The sequence below is a fragment of the Spiractinospora alimapuensis genome (assembly GCF_018437505.1).
GTDB lineage: Bacteria > Actinomycetota > Actinomycetes > Streptosporangiales > Streptosporangiaceae > Spiractinospora > Spiractinospora alimapuensis.
This window is the reverse complement of the sequence record NZ_CP072467.1, coordinates 4,894,517-4,913,320: the sequence shown is the minus strand read 5'-3', so window position 1 is coordinate 4,913,320 and position 18,804 is coordinate 4,894,517. Positions and strand designations below refer to the sequence as shown.

13 protein-coding genes and 2 CRISPR repeat arrays are annotated in these 18,804 nt (G+C 70.1%); of the genes, 10 read left to right on the top strand and 3 right to left on the bottom strand.

The genetic code is table 11. From position 1 onward, the window contains the following. The first annotated feature begins 5 nt into the window (after window positions 1-5). Both J4H86_RS23035 and J4H86_RS23030 read left to right on the top strand, forming a co-directional pair. Window positions 6-488 (top strand): flavin reductase family protein, encoded by a 483-nt coding sequence (locus J4H86_RS23035; RefSeq protein WP_236544137.1) that lies wholly within the window; start codon window positions 6-8, stop codon window positions 486-488. Window positions 489-494: 6 nt separating this feature from the next. Beyond that, the gene (locus J4H86_RS23030; protein WP_330932542.1) at window positions 495-713 is read left to right on the top strand and encodes a DUF397 domain-containing protein; all 219 of its coding nucleotides are present in this window, start codon (window positions 495-497) and stop codon (window positions 711-713) included. Between the two features lie 170 nt (window positions 714-883). Here J4H86_RS23030 and J4H86_RS23025 read toward each other — a convergent pair whose 3' ends face one another. Both J4H86_RS23025 and J4H86_RS23020 read right to left on the bottom strand, forming a co-directional pair. Further along, the gene (locus J4H86_RS23025) at window positions 884-2,875 is read right to left on the bottom strand and encodes a tetratricopeptide repeat protein (RefSeq protein WP_236540285.1); all 1,992 of its coding nucleotides are present in this window, start codon (window positions 2,873-2,875) and stop codon (window positions 884-886) included. A 46-nt stretch (window positions 2,876-2,921) separates the two neighbouring features. Next, window positions 2,922-3,554 (bottom strand): class I SAM-dependent methyltransferase, encoded by a 633-nt coding sequence (locus tag J4H86_RS23020; RefSeq protein ID WP_236540283.1) that lies wholly within the window; start codon window positions 3,552-3,554, stop codon window positions 2,922-2,924. A gap of 183 nt (window positions 3,555-3,737) precedes the next feature. Here J4H86_RS23020 and J4H86_RS23015 point away from each other — a divergent pair, with 183 nt between their 5' ends. Beyond that, window positions 3,738-4,691 carry a DUF5996 family protein gene (locus J4H86_RS23015; RefSeq protein WP_236540282.1) on the top strand — a complete coding sequence of 318 codons (954 nt, stop codon included), beginning with the start codon at window positions 3,738-3,740 and terminating at the stop codon, window positions 4,689-4,691. A gap of 5 nt (window positions 4,692-4,696) precedes the next feature. Beyond that, a complete protein-coding gene (locus J4H86_RS23010) occupies window positions 4,697-5,011 on the top strand; it encodes a GNAT family N-acetyltransferase (RefSeq protein WP_236540280.1) in 315 nt (104 codons plus the stop codon). Between the two features lie 7 nt (window positions 5,012-5,018). Here J4H86_RS23010 and J4H86_RS23005 read toward each other — a convergent pair whose 3' ends face one another. Beyond that, window positions 5,019-5,384 carry a hypothetical protein gene (locus J4H86_RS23005; RefSeq protein WP_236540279.1) on the bottom strand — a complete coding sequence of 122 codons (366 nt, stop codon included), beginning with the start codon at window positions 5,382-5,384 and terminating at the stop codon, window positions 5,019-5,021. 189 nt (window positions 5,385-5,573) lie between these two features. Between J4H86_RS23005 and J4H86_RS23000 the strand changes: the two genes are divergently transcribed. From J4H86_RS23000 to J4H86_RS22975, 6 genes are all read left to right on the top strand, one after another. Continuing rightward, complete coding sequence (locus J4H86_RS23000) at window positions 5,574-6,593, top strand: tetratricopeptide repeat protein (protein WP_236540278.1); 1,020 nt, start codon at window positions 5,574-5,576, stop codon at window positions 6,591-6,593. A gap of 332 nt (window positions 6,594-6,925) precedes the next feature. Beyond that, window positions 6,926-7,260: a CRISPR direct-repeat array (repeat unit 30 nt; unit sequence GGTGAGCCCCGCACACGCGGGGATGGACCG). 90 nt (window positions 7,261-7,350) lie between these two features. Then, window positions 7,351-8,545: direct repeats of the CRISPR family, unit length 30 nt; unit sequence GGTGAGCCCCGCACACGCGGGGATGGACCG. Between the two features lie 239 nt (window positions 8,546-8,784). Next, the gene (locus tag J4H86_RS22995) at window positions 8,785-10,785 is read left to right on the top strand and encodes a serine/threonine protein kinase (RefSeq protein WP_236540277.1); all 2,001 of its coding nucleotides are present in this window, start codon (window positions 8,785-8,787) and stop codon (window positions 10,783-10,785) included. 169 nt (window positions 10,786-10,954) lie between these two features. After that, window positions 10,955-11,749: an SDR family oxidoreductase gene (locus J4H86_RS22990; RefSeq protein ID WP_236540275.1), complete on the top strand. Its 795-nt coding sequence runs from the start codon at window positions 10,955-10,957 to the stop codon at window positions 11,747-11,749. 81 nt (window positions 11,750-11,830) lie between these two features. Further along, a complete protein-coding gene (locus tag J4H86_RS22985) occupies window positions 11,831-14,194 on the top strand; it encodes an FdhF/YdeP family oxidoreductase (RefSeq protein WP_236540273.1) in 2,364 nt (787 codons plus the stop codon). Window positions 14,195-15,041: 847 nt separating this feature from the next. Further along, the gene (locus J4H86_RS22980) at window positions 15,042-15,797 is read left to right on the top strand and encodes a GNAT family N-acetyltransferase (RefSeq protein WP_236540272.1); all 756 of its coding nucleotides are present in this window, start codon (window positions 15,042-15,044) and stop codon (window positions 15,795-15,797) included. Window positions 15,798-15,935: 138 nt separating this feature from the next. Then, window positions 15,936-18,227, top strand: a complete 2,292-nt coding sequence (locus J4H86_RS22975; RefSeq protein ID WP_236540270.1) for a serine/threonine protein kinase — start codon at window positions 15,936-15,938, stop codon at window positions 18,225-18,227. Window positions 18,228-18,804 lie beyond the last annotated feature (577 nt).

Sequence of the window (18,804 nt, the reverse complement as noted above, 5' to 3'; positions counted from 1 at the left end):
AGACGATGAGCGTGTTCGCCGCCGGGGTGACCGTCGTGACGGTGGCCGACGGCCGGGACGACGTGGGCAGCACCGTGAGTGCGTTCGCGTCGATCTCGGTCGACCCGGCCATCGTCATGGTCAGCCTCACCGAGGACAGCTACCTGACCGAGACCGTGGATCGACAGGGTGTGTTCGCCGTCAGCCTGCTGGGCTGGGAACACCGGGCCGTCGCGGGCCGGTTCTCCGCGGAGGGACGCCCCAGCGCCCGGCTGCTGCTCGCCAACGAGCCCCACCACCGCGCACCCGTCTCGGGGGCGCTGGTCCTGGACACCGCGCTCGCCGCCCTGGACTGTCGCGTTCGGGAACGGACGTTGGCCGGCGACCATGTCGTCTACCTGGCGGACGTCACCGAGCTGGTGGAGGTCTCCGGACCTCGCGGCGAACGTTCCGCTCCGCTCGTCCGCTACCAGGGCCGCTACCGTACGCTCGCGACCGGAACACGGTGATCACCGATTGACACGTCCCTGAGTTTCACGACGTCCACCTACAGCCGTATGTCGGACGGCAACTGCGTGGAGTGCGCGAGCCACGCGGGACGCGTCCTCGTCCGGGATTCCCAGAACCGCGCCGGCGCGTGTCTCACCTTCGACGCCGCCTCGTGGGTGGGATTCCTGCACGGCCTGAGAACGGCCGCGTGGAGTGCGCGCCCGGTGGGCGAGTCACGGGCCTGAAGCGAGCCACGCGACGCGTCCGGTCGACGGTGCCGCGCCACGCGTGGCCGCGGATCGCCCGACGTGCCCGCGCCGCGCCTGCGGGGAGGGGCGGGGCTCCCTGCCGTGCGTCGTGGCGTGGCTGTCGTCACCCCCGACCGAAATCACCAACCCCCCGATGAGGTCTGCTCCTACTCACCTCGGATCGTGGCGAGGAACCCCCGGGCGAGTTCGGTACGTGGGTCGTCAGGGCCGACCGAGCTCTCCCATTCCTGGGTGACCTGGATGAGCCAGCGTTCCGCCGCCTTGGTGTCTCCCCGTTCCCAGGCCAGCCAGCCCAGGTGATAGCGCGCGTCCGTCGCGTCCGGGTGGTCGGGGCCCTCGCGTTCGCACCAGCGCGCGAGGACCTCCTGGAAGCACGCCTCAGCGTCGTCGTGGTCTCCCCGCCCCATCGCGATGCAGCCGAGGTTGACTCGAGCGAACAGCACTGTGGTGTCGAGGGGGCCGTCAGTGGCCTCTTTGGCCGCCACGAGTGACGAGAAGCCGGTCTTCGCGGTGTCCAGGTCGCCGCGTTTCAGGGCGACCATGGCGAGTTGGTGCCGCGCGCCCAGGGCACCGTCGCTGTCCGGGCCGTGGAGACGGCGTCGCAGCTCCCACTCCTGGGTGTAGATGTCCGCGGCGTGGGCGAGCTCGTCCGCCGCGGCCAGTGCGTCGCCGTGGTGGTGCAGCGCCTGAAGCGCGACCGGATGCTCGGGACCCAGGGTGGTGGCGGCCCGGCGAGCGAGCGCCGCGGCGTCGTCCACCATGCCAGGCCGTCGGCGTAGCATCATGGCCCGGGATCGAGCCAGTTCCGATGCCAGGGTGTCGGAGTGGTCCTCCCCGAGTGTCGCGGCACGGACCTGGGCGACGGTCGTGTGACCCGCGTGTTCGAAGACGAGGTCCCGGTCCCGTTGTGTCCGTAGCAGTCGGTCCGCCAGCGACGCCGTCTCCTCGGCGCGCTCCCCCAGTCGGGACCGCGCGATCTCGGCGATCAACGGATGCATCTGGATGACCGGGGCCGATCGCGGTCGTTCGATCGTGATGAGGCCTTGCACGGTCAGGGCGTTGATCGCCCGCGCGACCGTGGTCTCGTCCAGGGTGTCGGCGAGGTCGACCGGGCCTCCCCGCAGTTCGTCGACCACGAGGCGCCGCACGGGAACCTCGGTCCCGTTCGCTCCGAGTAGGGCCAGGAGGTCGAACAGGGGCGCGGCGTGGGGGGTACTCGCGAGGAGATCGGTGGACACGGTCCACGTGCTGGCCATGCTGCGTTGGCGGGGGTCGGCGTTCTGTGCCAGCGTGTCGAGGCGCGCGGCGACGTCGCCGAGGTAGGCGTGGAACGCGTCGAAGTCGGCGAACAGGGAGTGATGGGTGGCGACAGCCCGTCCGGCCAGGGACAGTGCGAGCGGGAACCCCCCGAGGCGCTGCGCGAGCTCGGCGGCTCCTGGCGAGTCCGGCAGACCGGCGTGGTCGGCGAGAGCGGCGGCGGCATCGGCTGGGTCGAGTTCGGCCACGGAGTGGGTCGCCGCGTGGGTCCACACAACGGGGTCGGCGACGCGCGTGGTGACCACGACGAGCCCACGGTCGGCGCCGCGTAGCCAGCCGAGTCCGGCGGCGGGGGCGTTCTCGGGATCGAGTTCGGCGGGTTGGTCGACGTTGTCGAAGACGAGGAGCCACGGCTCGGGGGAACTCGCCAGCGTCCGCCAGACCCACCTCGCCGCACGGCGGGGCGTTCCGGCCAGGCGCGCGGCCTGCGCGGGGTCTCCTCCCAGCTCCACGGCCATCTCGAGCATCGACTCGGCGACCGAGCCGGGGCGGATCCAGAACACGAGAACCCCACGGTTCCGCGCCTTCTCGGCCAAGGCGGCCGCGACGGTGGACTTCCCGATGCCGCCGGGCCCCGTAAGGATCCGCGGACGCCCGTCAGGGTGGGTCAACGCCTGGTCCAGGGCCTCCAGGAGTGCGTGTCGGCCGTGGATGGGGGTCGTCAGTCGCGGGGCGTCCAGGCACACGTCCGGTTCCTCCTTGGGGGGCGTGCCGGCGTCATGGAGGTGGATGCTGCCGTGCACGTCGCCGACCTGCAGGAGTGTGCCGTGCACCGAACCCGGGACGGAGTTGTGTCGCTGTGCGGACGCGGGATCGGGCATGCCCCGACGATAGTCGCGGGGTCGCCCGGGGGACGCGCATGGGGGGTCAGTCGGAGGCCCGGTGTCCGATCCCCCGGATGTGATAGGAGGCGGGCGTCGCACGCTCGGGCAGCAGAAAGCGGTCGAGGTCGTCGATGGTGAATCCGGCCTCCTGGATCGCGGTCAGGGTGTCACGGCCCAGATGACAGCCTCCGGCCAGGCGAGGCCAGACGGTGGCGTCCAGCACGCGCTGCGTTCGTCGCATCGCTGGGCCCCCGCCGACGACGTGCTCGAGGAACCTGATCTGGCCGCCGGGTTTGAGGACCCGCGCCGTCTCACGCAGCACCGCGGCCTGGTCGGCGACGCTGCACAGGACCAGAGTGAAGACGACAGCGTCGTAGTGACCAGTGTCGGCGGGGATCTCCTCCCCTCGACCCGCCACCACGGTGACCGGGACCGGCGCCGTCGTGGCCGCGGCGTGCGCGCTGTGGCGGAGGTGAGGTTCGGGCTCAGTCGCGAGGACGTGCCTCACGGATGGCGGATAGTGCGCGAAGTTCCCGCCGTCCCCGGCCCCGACCTCCACGACGTCGCCCGTCAGCCCCGCCAGGAGCCGGTGGCGCTGCTCGGCGACACCGCTCTGGTCCATGCCGCGTCGAACCCGGCGGTAGACCCGGGCGAAGATCGGATGGTGGATGTCCACGACGTGCCCCTCCGTACCAATGACGTCGGTGTACCCGTTTCGTCCCCGCCGCCGACCGAGGTGGCGGCGCGGCCCGTCCAGTGTTCACCGCTGGGCGGGTGCGGGCAAAGGATCGGGAAAGACGCCGCATGGAGGGGACAAACGCTGAGGTGGAAGCCAAAGTCCCCGGGAACACTTCCCGGCATGGAGCCACGGACCGAACTGTTTCCCCCGATCCCGCTGGAGGAATGGGAGGGAACCAAGCAGACGCTGCACCGATTTCTCCAGATCATCGGCAAGGTCCGGTTGGAGCACAGCGTGCGCCGCAACCACTGGTGGCACGTCCCCTACCACCTCACCGGGCAGGGCATCACGACCCGTCCCATGGGGCTGGAGGACGGCAATCCGATCTTCACCGTCGACTTCGACTTCGTGCGGCACAGAGTCGTCGCCAACACCCTGGAGGGAGCGGAGGGCTCGTTCCCGCTCACCGGACACACCGTCGGCACGTTCTACAGCGAGGTGATGGACCTCCTCGGCGGGCTCGGGGTGAAACCGTCCATCAACCACCCCTACCCCTTCGATCTACCCGACGCCGACCGCCCCTTCGAGCAGGACAACGAGCACCACACCTACGTCCCGCAACACGCCAACCGGTACTGGCGGGTCCTGAGCCAGGTCGCGATGGTGCTGGAACGGTTCGCGGCGGACTACTCCGGCAAGGTCAGTCCGGTGCACCACTTCTGGCACACGTTCGATATCGCGATGACGAGATTCCACGACATGCACATCAGCCAGCCACGCGACGCCGGATCGGTGATCCGGGAGGCCTACTCCCGCGACGTGGTGAGCTTCGGATTCTGGTTCGGCGACGACACCATCCCCGAGCCCACCTTCTACTCCTACACGGCGCCGGAACCGGAAGGTCTCACGAACGCTCCGCTGCCGCCCGGCGCCCGGTGGATGGCCAGCGGCCACGGACACCTGGCGGTTCTCCCCTACAACACGGCCCGCGAGGCGGCCAATCCGCGGGCCGCGGTCCTGGACTTCTACCAAGCCGCCTATACGGCGGGCGCCAACCTTCTGGGGTGGAACCAGGCGGCGTTGGCGTGCCCGTACGGAGTGACCGACCCATTCGCAGTCCCGAGCAGGAGGTGAGCCGCGTGGAGCTGAACGTGGCCGACGTTCCAGGGAACAATCGCTACGAAGCCCGCGACGAGGAGGCCAACGGACGGGTGGTCGCGTTCGCCGACTACATCCTGACCAGCGGCCTGATCACGTTCACCCACACCGAGGTGGAACCCGAGTACGAGGGGCTGGGGGTCGCCAGCCAGCTCGTCCGGGACTCGCTCGACGATGTGCGCCGGCGCGGGCTGGCGGTGCTGCCTGTCTGTCCGTTCTACAAGGGCTGGATCCAACTCCACCCGGACTACGTCGACCTGCTCTACCGGAAGGAGCCCAGCACCAGCGCGGAGTGATGGGTGCTCAGTAGGGGTTGTCGTCGGCGGGCGGCACGGGAGGTGGGGCCTCCAACCGCTCGCAGATGGTGATCCTGGCGTGGTGGTCACGCCCGAACCCACGCAGGATGACGACACACGTGTTCTCGTCCTGGCGTAACACCAGGCGCTCCGTGGGGGACGACAGGTTCGACGGGAGGTAGGTGCGGGCGAGCTCCAGCATCGCCGAGGAGGCCTCGACCCAGTCGGTGTACGCCTGCGGCATGAGGACCGGGAACCAGCCGCTGCCCTGTGACTCCTCGACGAGGATGCGCAGCGTTCCCACCGCCTCCGGCGGGTCGAGGGGGTGGGCGTGCTCGATGCTGAACAGGTTGAGCCAATCGCTGCGGGCCACCGTTGTCCTCCTGATCGGGACGGTTCTTCCCTGCTCTGAGAGCCGCGGCCGGGCCGCACGGGTGACCGCGTGTCACGCCGCGTTCCCCACGGGGTGTACGGTTCGCGCGGAACCGCTCACTCCCAAGCGGCGTCCATCATAGGGAACATCCCCTCGTTGCCACCCCCTCCCAGTGAAAGGCCGCTGCCCATGCCCACCTCCGCCGATCGGTCTCAGCCTGACGATGCCGAGCCGGGGGCGAGCGTCGACCTCGAGGCCGAGCTCCGCGCCGCGGCGAGTGACGGCGACGCGCGCGCGATGAACAACCTGGGCGCCTACCTGGCCGAACAGGGACGCACCGACGAGGCCGCCGAATGGCTGCACGCGGCGGCGCGGACCGGCAACGCCGGGGCGCGGTTCAACTTGGGGTACCTGCTGGCGCAACAGGGGGACGTCGCCGGCGCCGAGGAGTGGTATCGAGCCGCCGTCGACGACGGCGACCTGGACGCGGCCTGCAACCTGGGCATCCTGCTCGAGGACAACGACCGCCTCGACGACGCGGTGGAGGCCTACACCCCGGCCGCCACCGGCGGCAACACCCGGGCGATGAGCCTGCTCGGCACGCTGCGTCTGCGCCAGGACGACCTTGACGACGCCGCCCGCTGGCTCGGAAGGGGCGCCCGCGCGGGAGACGCCAAGGCCATGCACAACCTCAGCATGCTGAGCGGCCGCCGAGGGGACATGTCCGAGGCGCAACGCTGGCTCCGCGCCGCCGCGTACACCGGGAATCCGCCTTCGGTCCGTCTGTTGGCGACCGTGCTCCGCGACCACGGCGGCGAACAGGACCAGGCCGAAGCCGCCCTGTGGGAACGCGCCGCGGACGCCCCTGACGACCCCACCCCGCTCTACGAGGCCGGCCTACTGTTCCGCCGCCAGGGCGAGGAGTCCGACGCCGAGAAGCTCCTCCAAACCGCCGCCGAGCGCGGCCACGCCGACGCCATGTACGACCTGGCCGTCCTCCGAGCCCAACAGGGCGCCGGCCTCCCCGAATACCTCCTCCGCGGCGCCGCCACCCAGGGCCACACCGGCGCCATGCGCCTACTCGCCAAGGGCCTCGCCTCCACCGGAGAGGAATCCGAAGCCACCCTCTGGGAACGCCTCGCGGACACCCCCGACGACCCCGAAGTCCACGAGGAGCTGCAGGCCCACCTGCGGGACCAAGGACGGTGAGGCGGCTCTCTCCCCTGTCTTCGAGGCCACGATCAAACAAGAACCCTGACCCCGACATCGCGAAGCTGCACCGGCGCCAAAGAAGCCCCGGTCGCGTCCGATAAGCCCCGCGCATGTGGAGACGAGCGGTGGATGTCCGCCCGTGGCGCCCCACACTCCACGGCCATCGCGGACACGCCCTGTCCGCGATTCCCCAATCGAGCAAGCAAACCGGCAAGCAAAGCGGACAACAATGGTCCACTTCCCCCTCATTTTGGGTGTCATGAGACGCTGAATCCCACCTCGAACGTCGCGGAACGATAACGACACCGAGGAACCCCAGGTCGCGCGCTGGTGAGCCCCGCACACGCGGGGATGGACCGGCCCACGCGCTATCCCATGCCCTACCCCGCGCAGTGAGCCCCGCACACGCGGGGATGGACCGGTTCGTGTCCTGGTTGGGCGTGTGGTGGCGGTGTGAGCCCCGCACACGCGGGGATGGACCAGTGACTCCGGGAGGAGTCCCATGAACGTGGTGTGAGCCCCGCACACGCGGGGATGGACCGAACCGGGTCCCCAACTCCCGCAGTCTCTGCCGGTGAGCCCCGCACACGCGGGGATGGACCGAACCAGGAGAAATCGGACACGGGGGCTCTAAGGTGAGCCCCGCACACGCGGGGATGGACCGGAAGCCTCCCCACATCGAATCGCGGGTGTACAGTGAGCCCCGCACACGCGGGATGGACCGGTCTCGGCCCGGGGCATCTCCCCGGAGATCGTGTGAGCCCCGCACACGCGGGGATGGACCGGTGGAGTTGACAGTGCTGTGTGCGGTTGATGTGTGAGCCCCGCACACGCGGGGATGGACCGCCGTGGGTGGCGGAGATCCTGGGGTTCTCCGCCGTGAGCCCCGCACACGCGGGGATGGACCGGTCCGGGCCAGTGGTGTGTCCTCCGGGAACGGTGAGCCCCGCACACGCGGGGATGGACCGAATGGACGTCTCCCGGGGCCGGGACAGACAGGTGAGCCCCGCACACGCGGGGATGGACCGGACCGGCGTGGGGCCCTGCTGTGTGGGGGCGGGTGAGCCCCGCACACGCGGGGATGGACCGTCACCACTAACACCACGGGGGCGCCGACGCTGGTGAGCCCCGCACACGCGGGGATGGACCGCTGACGATCGACTACATCGAGGAGATGATCGCGGTGAGCCCCGCACACGCGGGGATGGACCGTCGCCACGTCGTCTCGTTCGAGGTTCAGGCGGGTGAGCCCCGCACACGCGGGGATGGACCGGACGCGCGCCTGACTCCTTCCCCCTCGCGCCGGGTGAGCCCCGCACACGCGGGGATGGACCGACGATGCTCTCCTGGATGCGGGTCGTGTCGGGGTGAGCCCCGCACACGCGGGGATGGACCGGACCCCATGCCTGTATACGACGAGATCGAATTGTGAGCCCCGCACACGCGGGGATGGACCGTCACGCACGGTCGACGAGGCGGTTGATATTCAGTGAGCCCCGCACACGCGGGGATGGACCGGGCGACGGGCACCGACACCGTGTCACGTGATGGTGAGCCCCGCACACGCGGGGATGGACCGGGTTCGCACGACCCATCCGGGATCGTGTTCACCGTGAGCCCCGCACACGCGGGGATGGACCGGGGGACCTGGTTGGTGTCGAGCAGCGTCAACTCGTGAGCCCCGCACACGCGGGCATGGACCAGGTTCTGCCGGGGCTTGTGTGTGTTGGTGCCGTGAGCCCCGCACACGCGGGGATGGACCTGCAGGTGGGTGGTCGCCTTGGACGCCGCCCGCCGTGAGCCCCGCACACGCGGGGATGGACCTGCGGGATGTGGCGCGGTCGATCCCCGCGAACGTGTGAGCCCCGCACCCGCGGGGATGGACCGGATCACACTTCCGCCACCACGTAGCGGAGTTCGGTGAGCCCCGCAGACGCGGGGATGGGCCGCCTCGAGGCCTCGCTGTGTGTCCGGCTTGGGGCACTCTGCTGCGTGGGGATTCGGCCGGCTGTTGCCGCCGCTGAGGCGTACTTGGCGGATGCCGAAGACCGTAGACACGCCGTTACTAGGGGCATCCCGCTCCCGGCGGCTAGGAGGACGTTCTCTCGGCGGCTTGGGGGCCGGTGGTCGTCGCTGGAGGATCTAGGGTTGGGGTGTCATTCGCGGCATGCCTTCGGGGAGGACGGTTATGGCGGACAAGCCGGACAGCGTCGGCGGGTTCGAGTTGTTGGACAAGCTCGGCAGCGGCGGGTTCGGTAGCGTCTACCTGGGGCGCGACGAGAATGGGCGGCAGGCGGCCGTCAAGCTGTTGCATCCGCATCTGGCCGACGACGACAAGGTGCGGGACCTGTTCGCGCGGGAGTTGACCGCGGCGCGGCAGGTGCAGGGGTTCTGTGTGGCGGAGATCCTGGATGCCGACCCGGGGGCGGAGCGGCCGTGGATCGCCACGGAGTTCGTGAGTGGGCCCACCTTGCAGCAGGCGGTCGCGGAGAACGGGCCCCGGTCGGGGAGTGACCTGCAGCGGCTCGCCGTGCAGACCGCCACCGCGCTGTGCGCGATCCACGCGGCTGGGGTGGTGCACCGTGACCTGAAGCCGGACAACATCATGCTCGCGCCGGAGGGGCCGCGCGTCATTGACTTCGGGGTCGCGCGAGCGGTCGAGGGAACCGCCGTCACCTCGGCGACGATGGTCGGGACCGCCGGGTACATGGCGCCGGAGCAACTGGAGGGGGACCGGCTGACCTCCGCCGCCGACGTGTTCGCGTGGGGCGTCGTCATGGTGTTCGCCGCGACCGGGAGCCAGGCGTTTCCGGGCGAGAGCAACATGGCGCGGATCGCCCGCGTCGCCACCGGGGAACCGGTGCTGGACGGGGTTCCCGAGCTGCTCCTGCCGATCGTCCGGTCGTGCCTGGAGAAACGGCCCGACGACCGGCCGAGTTCGCGGGACGTCCTGGACTTCCTGCTGGGAGGCGCGCCGCCCCCCGCGACGGGCACCGCCGCCGTGGCCGCGAAGGCCGCTGCCCAGCCCACCGCGCCCGCGGCCTCCCCGCCTCCGCAGGCGGACATGCCCTCTCCTCCCCCGGCCGCGTCGCACGCACCGCAGCCAGGAGCGAGGCACTCCGTGCCGCCGGGCGGCTTCGCGTCCGCTGTTCCCGGCGATACTCCCCCACCCGTGGCGCGAGGCCCGGTGTTGCCGGCGACCGACCTGTTGGCCGCGTTGTACGATCCGGTCGCCGCGCTGGACCGGTGGATCGCGGCCGAGAAGGCGGCAGGTCCGACCGACCACGCGGTTCGGGCGGAGGCCCTGCTCGGGCAGGCCGAGGCCCTCTCGGAGCTGGAGCGCTTCGCGGAGGTCGACGCCAAGCTCATGGCCGCGGACAGGGCCATGGCGGAACAGGGGCCGCCGCCCACCGCCTACGCCGCCCGGCTCCAGCTTTGCCGGGCCACCACGCTGCTCGGACGCGGTCGATACTCCGACTCCGATGTCGCTTTCCAGCACGCGGAGTCCATCGCGCGACAGGGCGACGTGAGCCTGGTCATCGCACGATGCAGTGTGGGACGGGGGCGGCTGTCCATCCTGCACGGAGCGGACCCGATCACGGCCGACCGCTACCTCAAGGACGGCCTGGAGTGGGCTTCCCGTAGCGCCGCGCCACTGTTGCGGTGTGAGGCACTGCGGGAACGCGCCATCGCCCTGCTGATCATCATGCGCTCCGCGACGGCGTCGAACCTCGCCGAAGAGGCCCTGATCATCGCGAACCAGCTCGGCTCCCGCCGTGTGATCGCCGAGAGCCTGTTCGTGCGCGCGATCGCCGCAGCCCAGAGCGGGCAGACGAGTAACGGTGAGCAGCTCGCCCGCCAGGCGACCGAGCTCGCCCAGGAACTCCAACACGTCGGCCTGCAGGCCCTGGCCCTGTCCACGTGGGCTGTGGTGGCGGTGTCCCTGCACCGAAACGAGGAGGCGGTGCGGGGAGTCGAGCACGCCGTCAGCATCGCCGAACGCGCGCAGGATCCGCGGGTACTGGTCGAGACCCTCTACAGCATGGGCCGCGTCTACCGGAAGGCCGGGCGAAAGCACATGGCCAAGCCGGTCGTGGACCGCGCCACGAGCCTGGCGAACGCGATCCAGCTCCGCTACAGCTACGCGGCCCGATGGGAGCGGCTCTTCAGCCGGATTCGCCCCTGGTAACCAGCGTTTCGCTCCCGCTGACCGCCCATTGACGGGTTCGTGGTCGGCGGGTGGCCGGGGTGTGCGTGAACCCCGGCACTCGGCCTCGGTTGTGCCCTGTGCGGAGATTTTCCCGAGTCCGAACCGCGGCTTGGTACTACGCCCTGTCGACCCCGGCGAGGTTCCGGAGATGAGTCGACCTCCAGGGGGCAGCATGCGGGATCTCGGCGGGAAGGTCATCGTCGTCACCGGTGGCGCGCGCGGGATCGGGGAGGCCACGGCGCGGCAGTGTGTCGAGGCCGGGGCGCGGGTCCTCATCACTGACGTGCTGGTGGACGAGGGGCAGGCCACCGCCGAGCGTCTGGGCGGCGCCGTGGAGTTCCACGTCCACGACGTGACGCGGGAGGACGACTGGCAGGCGGTGGTCCATCATGCCGAGACCACATTGGGGCGCATCGACGGGTTGGTGAACAACGCCGGAGTGAGCTCGGGGACCCTCATCCAGGACACACCCCTGGAGGACTTCGAACGCGTGGTCCGGATCAACCTCGTGGGCGTGTTTCTCGGGCTCAAGGCGATGCTCGGCCCGATGGGCACCGTCGGGGGTGGGTCGATCGTCAACCTGTCCTCGGCGGCCGGCCTGATCGGGGTTCCCCTGACGTCGGGCTACGGGGCGTCCAAGTGGGGCGTACGCGGCCTCACCAAGATCGCGGCCGAGGAGTTCGCCCTGTACCGGATCCGCGTGAACTCGGTACATCCCGGCATGATCGCCACACCGATGACACACGAGGCGGGCGCGATCGCCGCGGACCACGAGTACCCGCTGGCGCCGGAGGGACGGGTCGGCAAGCCGGAGGAGGTCGCGGCCGCCAACGTCTTCCTGCTGTCGGACGGCGCCTCCTACGTCACCGGAGCCGAGCTGGCCGTGGACGGCGGCTGGAGCGCCGGTGAGGTGGCGATGCTGGCCGAAGGTCCCCAACCCTGAGCGACATCCACGCTGCCGCGCCGCCGAAGCAGTGACCTCTTGGCGGCGGCAATGTCCGCAACCCACGACCGGGAGCACCGAATGACTGACGGCGACGCACCTCAGGACAACTTCAGTGTGGGGACACCGCACTCCCCCGCGCCGGGGCGGGGGCCTGGCGGCGGGACACCCGACTGGCGGCCCTACAACCACCCCAGCGCGGGGTGGGGGGCGGCGAAGTCCGTGGCGCGGGTGATCGCCAAGAGCGGCGAACCCGTGAACGGGGTGCGGGCCACCGTAACGATGAATCAGGAGAACGGCGGCTTCGACTGCCCCGGCTGCGCGTGGCCCGACGACCGTCATGGCCTGCACCTGGACATCTGTGAGAACGGGATCAAGCATGTCACCTGGGAGATGACCCGTAAGACGGTCGGCAAGGAGTTCTTCGCCCGGCACAGCGTGCGGGAACTGTCGGAGTGGAGTGACCACGCGCTGGAGGCGGCCGGCCGGATCGCGGGGCCCCTCTCCTACGACCCCGAGACCGACCACTACGTGCCGATCTCGTGGGAGAGCGCCTTCGAGATGGTCGGCGCGGAGCTGCGGGCGCTGGACTCGCCGGACCAGGCCACGTTCTACACCTCGGGCCGGCTCAGCAACGAGGGCTCGTTCCTGTACAACCTGTGGGTGCGGGAGTTCGGTACCAACAACATGCCGGACTGCTCCAACATGTGCCACGAGGCCAGCGGTCGAGCGCTGACCGACTCGTTGGGCACCAACAAGGGCACGGTGATGCTCGAGGACTGGGACGAGGCCGAGGCCCTGTTCATCGTCGGTGTGAACGCGGCGTCCAACGCGCCGCGCATGCTGACGAGTCTCGCCAACGCCCACCGCCGCGGCGCCTCCATCGTGCATATCAACCCGCTGGTGGAGCTCGCCTCGGAGAAGACGATCGTGCCGCACGAGTTCGTGTCCATGGGGACGTTCCACGCCACCTCCACCGGTGACCTGAACGTGCAGCCACTGGTGGGCGGGGACCTGGCAGTGTTGCGAGGTGTCGCCAAGGCCGTCCTGGAGGCGACGGAGGCCAATCCGCGGGCCGTCGACCACGAGTTCATCGCCCACCACACCCACGACTTCGAGGCCTACCGTCGGCTGTGCGCCGAGACGGAGTGGCGGGACCTGGAGCGCGTGTCGGGAGTGTCCCAGGGGGAGATGCGGCACCTGGCGGACATCTACATGCGGTCGCGACGCACCATCGTCGCGTGGTGCCTGGGAATCACCCAACAGGAGCACGGTGTGGACACGGTGCGGGAGATCGTGAACCTCCTGCTGCTGCGGGGCAACATCGGCCGGGAGGGGGCGGGGCCCTGCCCGATCCGGGGGCACAGCAACGTGCAGGGGAACCGTACCTGCGGCGTCACCCACCACCCGGGTGAGGAGTTCCTGGACCGGCTCCGCGACGTGTGTGGTTTCGAGCCGCCACGGGAGCGGGGACTCGGCACGGTGCAGTCGATCGAGGCCATGCTGCGCGGCGACGTGAAGGTCTTCGTGGGGATGGGCGGCAACTTCGTGTTGGCCGGACCGGACACGCCACGCACCTTCGAGGCACTGCGCAACTGCGACCTGACAGTGCAGGTGAGCACCAAACTCAACCGCAGCCACCTCGTCCACGGCAAGAAGGCCCTCATCCTCCCCTGCATAGCCCGCAGCGAACGCGACATCACCGCGGCGGGCACCCAGGGCACCACCGTGGAGGACTCGATGAGCATGGTGCACCTGTCCTACGGCATGCGGGACCCGATCTCCAAACACCTCCGGTCGGAGGAGGCCATCATCAGCGGGTTGGCGATGGCCACCCTGCCCAACAGTTCACAACCCTGGACGGACTACGGCGAGAACTACGACGCCGTCCGCGACACCATGGGCTCGGTGCTGCGCGGGTTCGAGGACTTCAACCGACGTGTGCGGCACCCCTTGGGCTTCCGAATCGCCCAGCCGGCCAGGGAGCGCGTGTTCGAGACTCCGTCCGGACGGGCCGAGTTCTCCCTCGCACCACTACCCGACACCGACCCAGGCGAAGGGCGCCTCACCCTCAGCACCGTGCGGTCCCACGACCAATGGAACACCACCATCTACTCCGACACCGACCGCTACCGCGGGCTCAGCAACCTGCGCACCGCGATCTACATGCACCAGAAGGACATGGCCGACCGTGGCCTCGTCTCCTTCGACCTCATCGACGTCACCAGCATCGCCAAGGACGGCAGCCGCCGCACCGTGTACGGATACCGGGCGATCGCCTACGACATCCCGCAGGGCTGCGCGACGGGGTACATGCCGGAACTCAACGCGCTGTGCGCCCTCGGCGACTACAGCCCACAGAGCGAGCAGCCCCTGACCAAACACCTGATCGTCGAGATCACCCCGAGCGCGACGGCCACCCGTCCCCGCGACGAACAGGGGTGAGGTGCGGGCCCGAGGATGACCTCGGCGCCCGCGGAGGGGGCGGACGCGGCCTCGTCCGTTTTCGTGGAGTGGGATAGCCGCTCGTTCGCACGGGTGGGCCGCGCCCCCGGAGCCGACTCTTGCCCGGGGGTTGGCGCGACCCGCTGGAAGCTCCGGTTTCGGCACGACAACCACGCGACCGCGACGAGCGGGGGTGAGGGACGGGACGGGGCGACAGGCCCGCGCCCTCACTCCGGGCTTCGTGGGGCCACGAGTGTTCGATCGGCCGACCGAACAACCACAGGCGCCGAGCGCCCATGCCCCAACCACGCCCAGAGGTCGGGGTTGTCGGCGTTGCCCCAGGACAGCGTCCATCCAGACCGCAAGGAACGGACTGGGAGTGGTCGATGCAGTCGTGGAGTCCAGGCCGCGCTGGTCCCCGTGTCAGCGGTAGGGGTTCGCGCTCAACGCTTGGCGACGCCCGGCCCGACAGGGTGTGGCCCGCACCTCGTGCCAGGCGGCGACGCCATACCCACTCAGCACGAACACCGTCCCGTCCCAGCACGGAGGGACCGCCAGCGGGACGGGGCTTGGAAGGGGTGCGGGGCGTCGGCACCCCCTTGGGCCCGTGGACAAGGCACGCCCGCCGGTCGGTCCTGTCCCAGTGGGGATGCGAGAGATCGCGCGGCGAGGGCGCGTCCTTCGACCCTCAACGCGCCGGCGGAACGGCGAGGCAGCGTCCGGGGGAGACGCCGGGGATAGACCGGCGGGAGGTCGCGGTCCTCGCCGGGGCTCCTATCCGCGGTCGTCGACCCATCGGCCACGCCCCTCCGGGCCGAGGGGAGCTGGGTTCCCGTACCGTCGGGGCATGATCGATGCGGAACGGTTGGACCTCCTGAGCGACCGGGCGTGGCCCGGGTTGACCAATATTGACGTTGACGGGTGGTTGGTGCGCACGGCCGACGGGTTCACCAAGCGCGCGAACTCCGTTCTCGCTCTGCACGAGCCGGCCGACGTCGACGCGGCGATCGATCAGGTGCAGGAGCTGTACGCGGCCCGAGGGCTCGCACCGACGTTCCACATCTCCGACGCGGTCCGCCCCTCGGACCTGGAGGCGCGGCTGGAGAAGCGTGGCTACGAGGCGCGGACCCCAACGCTCAATCTCGCGGCCGAGTTGTCGACCGTACTGGAGCGGCTGCGCCCCGCCCGTTCCCCGGTGGAGGTGCGGGACAGCCCGAGTGAGGCGTGGTTGGACGCCTGGTGGGACGTCGACCGGCCGGAACCCCGTGAGCGGTACTGGGACACCGCTCGCCAGGTTCTCACCCGTGGCCCGGCCCTGTTCGGCCAGATTCCCGGAACGGCCGGAGGTGGATCGGTGCGCGCGGTGGGGCGGCTGGCCTTGGTGGAGGACTGGGGTGGCCTCGCCTGCCTCGGAGTCCGTCCCGAGGCGCGTGGGAACGGGGACGCCGGGGCGGTGATCGGCGCCCTGGCACGGGCCGCTCAGCGGCGGGGGGTGCGCCACCTGTGGCTCCAGGTGGTCCCCGACAACGAGGTCGCGCAACGCGTCTACGAGCGGTTGGGCTTCACCGAGGTGGGCCGGTACCACTACCTCACTCTCACGTGAGTCGTTGGTGCACGGGCCGTTGACTCTCCGACCATCGTCGGTGCTCGACGAGGGGAATCCCGCACCTTTTGCCGGATATGTGATCGCCGGTCGACCCTGAGCTACGAGAACACCCCGTGGGATGCGACACTCCTGTGCATGTCCTCTCCCCATCCCTCCGCACCCCCGGAACTGACAGCGCCCCACGCCGATGACCCGCGCCAGCTCGGCCCCTACCGGGTGATCGGCCGGCTCGGTGCCGGCGGGATGGGGACGGTCTACGCGGCGCTGGATGTCGACGACACCTGTGTGGCGGTGAAGGTCATCAAGCCGGAACTCGCCGGGCTCCCGGCCTACAGGGACACCTTCGCCCGCGAGGTCGCGGTGATGCGGGACCTGAGCGTCGTGTGTGCCCCCCGGTTCCTGGGAGCGGACGCCGAGGCCGAACAGCCGTGGCTGGCGACGGAGTTCGTGCCCGGGCTCACCCTCACCGGGCACGTTCGCCGGCACGGCCCACTCACCGGCAACGCGTTGCTCGCCTTCGCGGCCGGTACCGCCGAGGCGCTGCACACGCTGCACATCGCCAGCGTGCTGCACCGGGACATCAAACCCGGAAACGTGGTCCTCTCCCCCGACGGCCCCCGGGTCCTGGACTTCGGAATCGCCCGCCGAGCACAGGACCGGAGCCCGGAGGAGGGCGTGTACGGCACGCCCGGCTACATGTCCCCGGAGCGGATCGCCGGCGGGGACGACACCACCGCGGCGGACGTGTTCGCGTGGGGCGGGCTCGTGGCCTTCGCGGCGACGGGGCGACCTCCCTTCGGGGTGGGGGACACCGGCGCGGTGCTTGACCGCACCCGCAACGGCACCCCGGACCTCCTCGGCGTCCCGCCCGACCTCGCTGAACTGCTGGAACGGGCGCTCTCCCCCGTGGCCGCGGACCGCCCGCTGGCGCTGGAGTGCTTCCGCGAGAGCCTCGCACTCGCCTCGGGCACCCCCGAGACGGCGGCGGCCCATCCATCCGAGGCGCGGATCCGTCTGGCCGCGCTCCTCGGCAACGTCTGGCGGGGGTTCGACGCCGCCGGCCACGACCCGCGCGCGTGGGTCGCCTTGGCGGGTGGCGTGGGACTCGTGGGGGCCGCGGCGGTGGCGACGTCCGCGTCCACCGCGGCCGGCGGGAGCGCCGTCGCGGGGACGGCCTCGGCCGGGGCCGGCGGCACTGTATCGGCGGCCAGCATGACCACAGCCACCACCGGAACGGCCGCGGGCCTGTTCACGACCAAGACCGTCGCGATCGCGGCCGGGGGGACCTTGGCCGTGGCCGCGGTGGGGACCGGCGGATACTACGCCGTCGACGCCCAGGCCGCGAGCCAACGCCAGGAGATCGTCGAGCAGGCGGCCCAGGTTCTCGCCGACGGGGAGGGCTTCGCCGCCGAGTTCACCCGCCAGTTCACCGCCGAACGCGCCGACGAGTACTCCGTGGCCAGCGGAACAGCGGTGGAGGAGGTGCTCCAGGCGACCGCCACAGGCTTCGACGTTCGGTACGCCACGGATCCCGTCCCGATCTTCATGGCGGAACTCAGCGAGATCGACGGCGAAGCCGTGGACGTCCCAGACCAGCGCAACGAAATCGTGGCCAACGTCGACGGGGAGATCCACGCCTACGGCACATCCATGCGGGACCCGGCCAGTTGGTTCGCCACCACGGACCGCTTCACGGAGGACTCCTACTCCGTTGACTCCATCGTCGAACCACTGCGCCGACTGGCGACGGCCGACGATCTCACCGACGAGGGCGACGAGACCCTCGGCGACACGACGACCACCCGCTACTCCGGCAGCTTCCTCGCACCGCGCGGCCTCGGTGAGACCGTGGGAGAGCTCGACGCCACCGGAGAGGTCTGGATCGACGACGCGGGAAACCCGGTCCAGATGGCCTACACCACGAGCGGTTGGGAGGCCACGGTCACCTTCACCGAACTCGACGCACCAGTGGAGGTGGCGGAGCCGGAGGTGGAATACAACGTCCAGTCGGCCATGCACACCCTGCTCGTCTACACACCAGGCTGCGGCACCGTGAACACTCCGGACGGATCCGCGTTCACCGTCCACGCCGACGCCTGGGACGTCGACTGCGACCGCGCGATGACGGTCGCCGAGGAGTTCGTCTCTGGCGGTGGCGAGTTCGTGGAGGGATGGTCGGGAACCGGCATCCAGCGCGCCTTCTTCGACGACATGTCCTGCGAACAGGTCGCCCCCATGCTGGAAGCCGGCGGGCGCGACGCCACGGTGCCCCAATACTGCAACCCCACCACAGTCAACGAAGCCGCCGCCGACCCCTACGACCGCTACGACATTGACATGTCCACGTGGTCCATCGTCTTCATCCCCGAAGACCCCCAGGTCGCCGGCCCCATCGCCGACCCCAGACACTCCACCCGAACGGAGTGAGTGGTGATTCGAGGACGTACCTTGTCCGCGATTCCACGGTCGAGCACGCACATCGACACAAAAAGTGGACGACAATCGTCCACTTTCCCTTCTGTGGGGGCATCATGAGACGCTGGATCGCACCCCAACCATCGCGAAACGATAACGACACCGAAAAACCCCAGGTCACGCCCTGAAAACCCCGCGCACACGGGGATGGACCGGTTGGTGATCTGGCGACCGGTCTTTGGGTTCGGAAAACCCCGCGCACACGGGGATGGACCGTCTGATTCGCGCACTGTCACGTCCGTCGTTGTGAAAGCCCCGCGCACGCGGGGATGGGCGAGACGGGGAAGACTCATCCGGGAAGGGTGGGGATTCGACGGGGTCGTGGCGGCTCATGTTGAATAGTGGGCATCGATCACCCCTCGCCCTCGGAGTTCGTGCGCATGCAGCCGTTGGATGACAGTGACCCACCGGAGATCGGCGACTACCGGCTGTTGGGGCGGCTCGGGGCTGGTGGGATGGGGTTGGTGTACCTGGGCCAGTCGCTGAGCAACCGGCTGGTGGCGGTGAAGGTGATTCACCGGGAGCTGGC

Coding starts and splice junctions, on each gene's coding strand:
- J4H86_RS23035 (WP_236544137.1), top strand. CDS start 6: ATGAGCGTGTTCGCCGCCGGGGTGACCGTCGTGACGGTGGCCGACGGC.
- J4H86_RS23025 (WP_236540285.1), bottom strand. CDS start 2,875: ATGCCCGATCCCGCGTCCGCACAGCGACACAACTCCGTCCCGGGTTCG.
- J4H86_RS23015 (WP_236540282.1), top strand. CDS start 3,738: ATGGAGCCACGGACCGAACTGTTTCCCCCGATCCCGCTGGAGGAATGG.
- J4H86_RS23000 (WP_236540278.1), top strand. CDS start 5,574: ATGCCCACCTCCGCCGATCGGTCTCAGCCTGACGATGCCGAGCCGGGG.
- J4H86_RS22995 (WP_236540277.1), top strand. CDS start 8,785: ATGGCGGACAAGCCGGACAGCGTCGGCGGGTTCGAGTTGTTGGACAAG.
- J4H86_RS22990 (WP_236540275.1), top strand. CDS start 10,955: ATGAGTCGACCTCCAGGGGGCAGCATGCGGGATCTCGGCGGGAAGGTC.
- J4H86_RS22985 (WP_236540273.1), top strand. CDS start 11,831: ATGACTGACGGCGACGCACCTCAGGACAACTTCAGTGTGGGGACACCG.
- J4H86_RS22980 (WP_236540272.1), top strand. CDS start 15,042: ATGATCGATGCGGAACGGTTGGACCTCCTGAGCGACCGGGCGTGGCCC.
- J4H86_RS22975 (WP_236540270.1), top strand. CDS start 15,936: ATGTCCTCTCCCCATCCCTCCGCACCCCCGGAACTGACAGCGCCCCAC.